This is a genomic window from Streptomyces sp. NPDC127106 (assembly GCF_042677605.1).
In the GTDB taxonomy this organism is placed as follows: domain Bacteria; phylum Actinomycetota; class Actinomycetes; order Streptomycetales; family Streptomycetaceae; genus Streptomyces.
This window is the reverse complement of record NZ_JBHXTC010000081.1, coordinates 15515-22770: the sequence shown is the minus strand read 5'-3', so window position 1 is coordinate 22770 and position 7256 is coordinate 15515. Positions and strand designations below refer to the sequence as shown.

5 protein-coding genes and 2 pseudogenes are annotated in these 7256 nt (G+C 73.3%); 1 reads left to right on the top strand and 6 read right to left on the bottom strand.

Annotation, left to right across the window (positions count from 1 at the left end; translation table 11 throughout):
* Window positions 1-152: 152 nt before the first annotated feature.
* From ACFVGY_RS35355 to ACFVGY_RS35340, 4 genes and pseudogenes are all read right to left on the bottom strand, one after another.
* Window positions 153-242: pseudogene (locus ACFVGY_RS35355) on the bottom strand (IS5/IS1182 family transposase); the annotation flags it as partial.
* A gap of 26 nt (window positions 243-268) precedes the next feature.
* Window positions 269-502: pseudogene (locus ACFVGY_RS35350) on the bottom strand (transposase); the annotation flags it as partial.
* A gap of 73 nt (window positions 503-575) precedes the next feature.
* Entirely contained in the window at window positions 576-4337 is a 3762-nt protein-coding gene (locus ACFVGY_RS35345; protein ID WP_385685894.1) for a hypothetical protein, read from the bottom strand.
* Between the two features lie 5 nt (window positions 4338-4342).
* Window positions 4343-4768: a hypothetical protein gene (locus ACFVGY_RS35340; protein ID WP_385685891.1), complete on the bottom strand. Its 426-nt coding sequence runs from the start codon at window positions 4766-4768 to the stop codon at window positions 4343-4345.
* Between the two features lie 755 nt (window positions 4769-5523).
* Between ACFVGY_RS35340 and ACFVGY_RS35335 the strand changes: the two genes are divergently transcribed.
* Window positions 5524-6057: a hypothetical protein gene (locus ACFVGY_RS35335; protein WP_385685888.1), complete on the top strand. Its 534-nt coding sequence runs from the start codon at window positions 5524-5526 to the stop codon at window positions 6055-6057.
* Window positions 6058-6233: 176 nt separating this feature from the next.
* Here the strand turns inward: ACFVGY_RS35335 and ACFVGY_RS35330 are convergent, their stop codons facing one another.
* On the bottom strand, window positions 6234-6479 hold the full coding sequence (locus ACFVGY_RS35330; protein ID WP_385685885.1) for a hypothetical protein: 246 nt from the start codon (window positions 6477-6479) through the stop codon (window positions 6234-6236).
* Entirely contained in the window at window positions 6476-6676 is a 201-nt protein-coding gene (locus tag ACFVGY_RS35325; RefSeq protein ID WP_385685882.1) for a hypothetical protein, read from the bottom strand. Before ACFVGY_RS35325 ends, ACFVGY_RS35330 begins: the two co-directional genes overlap by 4 nt.
* Window positions 6677-7256: the final 580 nt, after the last annotated feature.

Genomic DNA, 7256 nt, shown 5'->3' with positions numbered 1-7256 from the left:
CCGGACCAGTTGAGCCATCCTGCCTCCCCGTGCTGGTCGTCACTTCCGCCCAGCACAACGAGCGACCCGGTGAACGTTCACGGTCACAGCACTAGCTCCGCTCTCGAAACCGGCGACCGCGCCCGGGCCGTGACACGGCCCGCCGAACCAGCGCTCCCGATCTCGGTTCTCCCGACATCAACGAGGCGGGTGTCCGCGTCGATGACGACCTGGTGGGCGGTGGAGTAGCGGTAGTTCTTGGACCACGCGCGTCAGCGCGCCTCGGCGACTATGAATCCTTCCAGCGCGGAGTCGATTCGCGGGTGAGCCCGCGGCTCAACAGGTCGATCACCGCGAGGCGGATCATCGCTTCGGAGCGATGCGGATAGGTTTCGTAGTCGCGGGCGACGCGGCACTGGTCCATGAGCCAGCCGAAGGTCCGCTCGACCATCCAACGCCGCGGGATGACCTTGAAGCCCTTCTGGCCCGCGTCGCGACGGGTGACCTCGACGTCGATGCCGAGGATGACCCTGGCCGAACTCGCTGGCAGCTCATCAACGACACCGGCGAGGACACCCTCGTCCACCGCGAGGAGCTCACCGCCCGCCGGTGCTCGCCGCGAGCGGCTTGGTGCAGGGCGGCTTGTACGCCACGCCCGGGAGGTAGCGCTCCCACTGGGCGCGGTCGGGCCCCGGCCCGGTCGCCTCGCAGATCCGCCGGACGGCCTCCGACGGAGCGGCGGACCAGCTTTGGAGGACCGCGCCGGAGCCGTTGCCCCGGACGACGGCCAGCAGCGTGTCCCCCGCATCGCGGAACGCCAGCGCCGTCACGCCTCCGTCCGTGTCCCGGGGGAGGCCGAGGGGCGCCGGGGCCGCGCGGTCCGTCAGGTCCCACAGCCTGAGCGAGCCGTCGGCGGCACTCACGGCCAGTGTCTTGGAGTCCGGGCTGACCGCCATGGCCGCGATCTCGTCGGTGGGCCCGGTCAGCGGGCCGCCCAGGAGCCGGGGCCGGCCGGGGCTGGAGACGTCCCAGAGTTCGACCCGGTGGGTGAACGTGCCGATGGCCAGGGTGCGGCCGTCGGGGCTGAAGACCATCTGCTTCGCCCCGGCCACCTGGAAGCCGGGGCCGTGGGAGTCCGGGGCTGCCACGTCGGTCACGTCCCACAGTTCGACCCGGTTGTCGAAGTCGACGGTGGCGACGAGGGGGCCGCGGGGACTCGGCAGCGCCTGCCGCATCTTCCCCTCGATAAAGCCCAGTGCGTCCGGCGCCTTGGCGGGGCTGGCGACCCGGACCCCGTCGCTCTCGGCCGTGTAGAGGACCAGGCCGTCCGGGCCCGGTACAGCCGCTGAGTCGCGGACCGCGTCCGGCACGGTCAGCTTCCGGGGGCTCGCCTGGTTGCGGACGTCCCACACCTCCGTCCCGGTGGCGCGGCCGACCGTGAACGTCGCGCCGTCCGGGGCCAGCGCGGGCCTGTCCGTCCCGATGGGCACCCCGTACAGGGAGTCCACCAGCCGGGGCTGTGCGGGGTCGGCGGTGTCCCACACCGCGCTCTCGTCGGACAGGAACCTGCCGCCCGGGCCGAACTCGGCCCAGGCGCCGGTCACCCGTTCAGCGCGGGGAGCCTGGAGCGGCGCCGGGCGGTTCAGGGCGGTCAGGTCCCAGAGGCGGACGGTGTGGTCCGCGGCCGCGGCGGCCAGGGTCCTTCCGTCGGGGCTGAGGGTCAGCTGGTGGACGGCCTCCGGCTGGCCCGCGAGTTCCGGCGCAAGGAGCTTGGGGCGGGCCGGGTCGGACACGTCGCGGAACTGGACGACGCCTCCGCGGGCGTCGCCGAAACCCCCTTGCGCGGCGGTGATCAGTACCCGTCCTTCCTTGGCGAACAGGACGGAGGTGACGCTCCCCGTCTTCTCCAGGGGCGGCGCCGCGGCCACCGGATGGTCCAGGTCCGACACGTCCCACAGCTGTATGCCGTCCACGGCGACGCCGAAGCCGGCCAGCAGCCGCCCGTCCGGGGAGAAGGTGCGCACGCCCTCTAGGACGGCCCGGCCGCTGAGGGTGCCGGCCGGGGTGGCGGGGGTGGCGGGGCCGCCCACCCGCCACAGGGTGACCATGCTGTCGGGCCTCCCGAACCGGGTGACGGCCAGGCTGCGTCCGTCAGGGCTGAAGACGGAGCCTACGGACGACACCTCGCCCTCGCCGGTGCGAAGGGGTGTTCCGTTGGCGCGGGGCTGGGCGGGGTCGGTCACGTTCCACAGTTGCAGGGTGCCGTCGGCCTGGCCCACGGCCAGCATGTCGCCGGACGGGTTGAATACGACGCTGTACGGATCGGATCCCTTGGGCAGTTCGGCCGTGAGGGTGGCCTCGCCCTTGGCGGAGACCTCGTACAGCCGGACGGGGCCGCCGGTCGGGGCGGCGGCCAGGACGTTGCGGCGCGGGTGGAAGCGCACGGTCACCGCGCCCGGCAGCTCGCCCAGCAGCCGCAGGGTGGCGACGTCCCGCAACTGGACGGGGCCTTCGGCGGTGTTGGTGACGAGGAGGGTACCGTCGAAGTTGAAGCGGGCATCGCGCATCGAATCCTGCTCGCTCTTGTGGTCGACCCTCAGGACGCGGGCGGCGGGGCGGTCCGCGAGGTCGAGCACCGCGCCGGCGGTCTGGGGGTTGGGTGCCAGTGTCCAGGCGGCCGCGGCCAGTTGCGCCGCCGTTCCCGGTTCGGCCGCGTACAGGTCGGGGGCGCGCGTCGCGAGGAGCCTGGCCAGGGCCGCGTTGCGCTCGTCCTCGGCGCGGCCGCGCTGCTGTCCCGCGTAGAGCAGAGCGGCTCCGGTGGCCAGCAGCAGCGCGGTCAGCGCGGCGACGGCTTGGTACAGCCGTCTGACGCCCCGGCGTTCGCGTGCCGTGGCGGCCGCCAGGAACTCCCTGACCCCGGGCGGCACGGACTGCCGGTTTCCCGGCTGTTCGGCCCAGGCCCGGGCGGTCGCGAGGCGGCTGCCGCGGTGCAGGAAGGCCGGGTCCCGCCCAGCGTGGCGCCACCGCTCGGCGGCTTCGACCAGCGGCCTGCGGACCAGGCCGCCGGCGCGTTCGTTCTCGATCCACTCGCGCAGCCGGGGCCAGCCGCGCAGCAGCGCCTCGTGGCTGATCTCCACGGTGTCGTGGGCCCGTTCCCCTGTGGTGCGGCCCTGGGTGAGGAGGCGGGCGCGGGTGAAGGCCTCCACGACCGCCCCGGCTCCGCCGTCGGCGAGTTCCTCGCGGACGATCCGGCGCCGGGCGGGATCGGAGTCCTCACCGATCATCACGAGGCGCAGGAACAGGTCCTGCGCCGCCGCCCGGCCGGCGGGGTCGAGGCTCTCGTAGGTGCGTTCGGCGGTGCGGGCGAGGGCCTCGTGGATGCCGCCGGTCTCCCGGTAGCCGCCGGTGGTCAGCAGGTGGCCGTGGCGCCGCTGCCACGTCGCCCGCAAGGCGTGGGCGAGCAGCGGCAGCCGGCCGGCCTCCTCGGCCGTTCCGGGCAGGGCCATCCCGAGGTCGTGGAGGAGCAGGTCGACCAGGCCCGGCTCCAGTTCGAGGCCCACCGCGGCGGCGGGCAGGACGATCGCCTGCTCGATCTCGGCTTGGGACATCGGCCCGACGACGACCTGGCCGTCGCGGGCGGCGGCGCGCAGCTGCGGATAGCGGGAGCAGTGGCCGTAGAAGTCGGCGCGGAGGCCGAGGACGACCAGCGCCCGGGCGGTGGCGAGTTCGGCGAGCCGGGCGACGAAGGCCTCCCGCTGCGCCTCGTCGTCGCAGAGCGTGAACAGCTCCTCGAACTGGTCGACGACCAGCAGGAACCGCCGTCCCGGGTCGTCGGGTCCGGGGAGGGTGCGCAAGTGCTCGTCGAGGACGGACACCGGTTCGGCGGTCGGGGTCATGATCAGCTGCGGCCAGTCCCGCGAGCGGGGTGCGGGGAGCCGGCCGCCCGAGACGGCGCGGGTCAGGCCCGCCCGCAGCAGCGAGGACTTGCCGGTCCCGGACGCGGCCACCACCAGCTGGAGGCCGGGGGTGTTCAGCCGCTGCGCCAGCCGTTCCATGAGCTCGGCCACGAGGCGGTCGCGCCCGAAGTACCACTGCGCGTCCTGCGGCCCGAAGGCGGCCAGGCCCGGGTAGGGGCAGTCCGTGTCGGCGGCGTCGGCCCGGTGCACGTTCGCGCCGCCGGGCCAGGGGAAGTGGATGTGCTGGTCGCGGCCGGCGACGTAGGCCGTGCCGCTGCCGGCGACATCGATGTGCTGGCTGGGGGTGTCGGATGCCGGGCGGGGGCCGGGACCGGGACCGGGACCGGGACCGGGACCGGGACCGGAGGTCGGGCCCGGGGGCCCGTCGGGCGGCTGCGGCATGTCGCTCACCTGCCGTTGAAGTGCTGGTCACCGCCGGCCACGTAGGCGGTCGCGCGGTCGCTGACGTTCACCTCCTGGCGTACCGGGGCCAAGCTCGCGGGCTCCGGCTGCCGTGCGGTGAGCTCGTCCACGGCCCGCCGGACCTCGTCCGCGAGTTCCGGCCGTGCCAGCAGCAGCCGGCGCAGGCGGCGCTCCCACTCGGCGACGAGGTCTGCGACGAGCTCCGCCTCGGCAGCCTCGTCCCCGGCCTCGCGGGCGGTGACGAGTTCACCGCCGGCCTCGACCAGCTCGGCGTCCACCACGTCCGCCCGCTCCGGGTGGACCTGCCGCCACCAGCCGACGGCGACCGCCCTCGTCTGCTCCCACAGCGACGTGGACATGGCGCCCACCAGTGCGGTACCCGCCGCCAGCGCCAAAGCCTCCAGCTCCATGCTCTTCCCGCCTTCCCCCGGACCCGGCGTACCGGGCACCATCAGAGCAGGGCCACCAGTGGCCCTGTCAACACGAGGACACGCCAAACTCCCCGTGTGGCACATCAGTTGAGGACGAGAAAGGCAGGCCGCGGAAGCCGCGGCCGGTCACGCGTACCCCGCGTCCCCGTGCTCTGCGCACCAGTCGACCGGGACCAGGCCGCCGCAGTCGTGCCGCGCGCACGCGCACCCCTCCCCCGAGCCGGCGTACGGCACACCGTGGCGAACCACCCCACCCGCCGGCCCTTCCCCGACGGCACCCCACAGGCCGGCCGGCCAGGCCAGCGTCAGCCGCAGGCCACCTGACCCCGACCGGAACCGCTCGATCACCCCCAACCTCCCCCAGCACCGCCAACGACCCCGTGCCCGGCGCGGCCAGCCGGCGCACGGACGCCCCGAACCCTCCGACCGTCAGCTCGGCCAGCGCGTCGGCGTCCACGTCCGTGAACCAGCCGGACAACTCGTCCTCCCACGCCGCGTCCTCGGCCAGGAGCAGACACGGGTCACCGAGCCGGAACCGCTGTGTGAAGCCCCCGCCCGCGGCCACCACCAGCGAGCCCACGATTGTCTCCGTGGGCACTGCGATCTTGTCGTAAGTCAAACCCGCAGGAGCGGGTCGCGCCAGCCACCCTGCACACCCCGCAGCAAGCGGCGGCCGGACCGCGGCGGCCGGACCGCGGCGGCCGGTGTCAGAGCGGGCCGCTAGGGTCCGGCGCATGAACCCCTCCGACCTCCTCGCGGTGCTCACCGACCTCAAAGCAGAGCAGGAACGCCTCTTCGCCGGCGCCCAGCAGCTCCAGACCCGGCACTTCGAACAGTTCAGCGACCACCAGGTAGGCGTCGAGTCCGGGCTGGTCCTCAGGCCCGTCGGCGCCGGAACACCACCGAACCCTCACGTCGCCGACCTGCCGACGGCAGCCGACTGGCCGCCGGGCATGCAGCTCCGCCTGAGCAACTGCTTCGAAGGCATCACCGTCCGGCAGACCGTCGACGAGTTCGGCATGGACGCCCACCTGACCGTGACCGCCGACGGCTACATCGCCTCCACCCTGGTATGGGCGCAGCTGGACCTCCCGCGGCAGGGCCTGCCCGCCGGCTACCACGCACTGCGCGAAACCCGAAGCCCCGCACCCACCCTGGCCGAGGCCTTCGCGGCACTGCGCAGCGAGATCGACGACCTGCTGGCCATGGACAATCCCTTCGCAGCAGTCGGCCCGCCGGCACCCGAGCCAGACGCATACTCCGGCTAGAGCTGCTGCCGAGCCCATCCGGCGGCGAGACGAAGGCCTGTGTTGGGGTGCTGCGGTGGAGGCAGGGGCTTGCGCCTGGTCACCCCCTACGGCGTTGCGCGCGGCGGGCCGGTGCCGACGGCGGCGGGCAGGACGAACGGCTGCTCCGCGTGGGCTTGGCCCAGGCCGCCCTTCGGCTACAGGTCGGTGTAGGGCGGAATGCCCCTCACGATCGACCAGCCGTCGTCCAGGAGAGGGATGCGGCGCAGGCTTGCGGGGACGCCTTTGCGGCCGCCTTCACCGAGGTCGGTGACGTCGACGTCGACGTCGGCGAGGGCGACGAGTTCGTCGGCCAGGCGCTCGACTTCGGCGGTGACGTGGGCGGGCAGGCCTTTGATGACCTCATCGGCGTTCGGGTCGTGCTCCCACCGCCAGCCGGTCACCGGGCTCCGCCGAGCGGGATGCCGGCCTCTGCCGCTGCCACATCGAAAATCCGGCCGATCTCCGCTGTGATCTTGGCGGCTTCGGCCGGGGTGGCTGCATCAGCGGCCTGATCCTCCAGCGCGCGCAGGCGGGCCGCCTGGCTGGGGTGGCGTTCGATGGCCACATAGAGAGCCCATTGGCACAGGAAGCGGCGCATCGGGGCGGAGCTGACCTGTCGCGTGCACGCGCCACGGCGGTGGCGCGTTCGGCGTCGAAGGTGGGCACCGCAATCGGGAGCCAGCCGGGCAAGGGCCGCGCGCAGGTCTTCGGCCGTCGCCGGCGGCTGCGGGCCCGCCGGTGTCGAGGAACGACCTAAGCTCCCCAGCCGCGTACGGATGCGAAAGTGGTGACGGCGTCTTCGGAGGCACGCCGAGTCTCGACTACAGGCGGGCATAAACCCCCATCGGAAGCCTGGAGCTTCTCCCCGAAGCAACTGGCTCCAGTCCAGGGGGCACAAGACCCTCCGCTCACTCACCGACCCCTGGGAATCGATCATCTAGGAGCCAGGCGACGACCGCCCTCGTCGCCCTTTCACGACGCGACGGAACCCGCCACAGTCCTGTGGCGGGTTCTCATGGTCGGCGCCGGTCAGCACGGGGTGTATCCAGCCCGCGCAGGGTCTCGACTACTCCTGGTTCAGGTTGGCCTGGTTGGTGTCACCGTCACCCTGGTTCACGTTCGCCTGGTTGGTGTCACCGTCACCCTGGTTCACGTTCGCCTGGTTCGTGTCACCGTCA

Coding starts and splice junctions, on each gene's coding strand:
- ACFVGY_RS35340 (WP_385685891.1), bottom strand. CDS start 4,768: ATGGAGCTGGAGGCTTTGGCGCTGGCGGCGGGTACCGCACTGGTGGGC.
- ACFVGY_RS35345 (WP_385685894.1), bottom strand. CDS start 4,337: ATGCCGCAGCCGCCCGACGGGCCCCCGGGCCCGACCTCCGGTCCCGGT.
- ACFVGY_RS35325 (WP_385685882.1), bottom strand. CDS start 6,676: ATGCGCCGCTTCCTGTGCCAATGGGCTCTCTATGTGGCCATCGAACGC.
- ACFVGY_RS35335 (WP_385685888.1), top strand. CDS start 5,524: ATGAACCCCTCCGACCTCCTCGCGGTGCTCACCGACCTCAAAGCAGAG.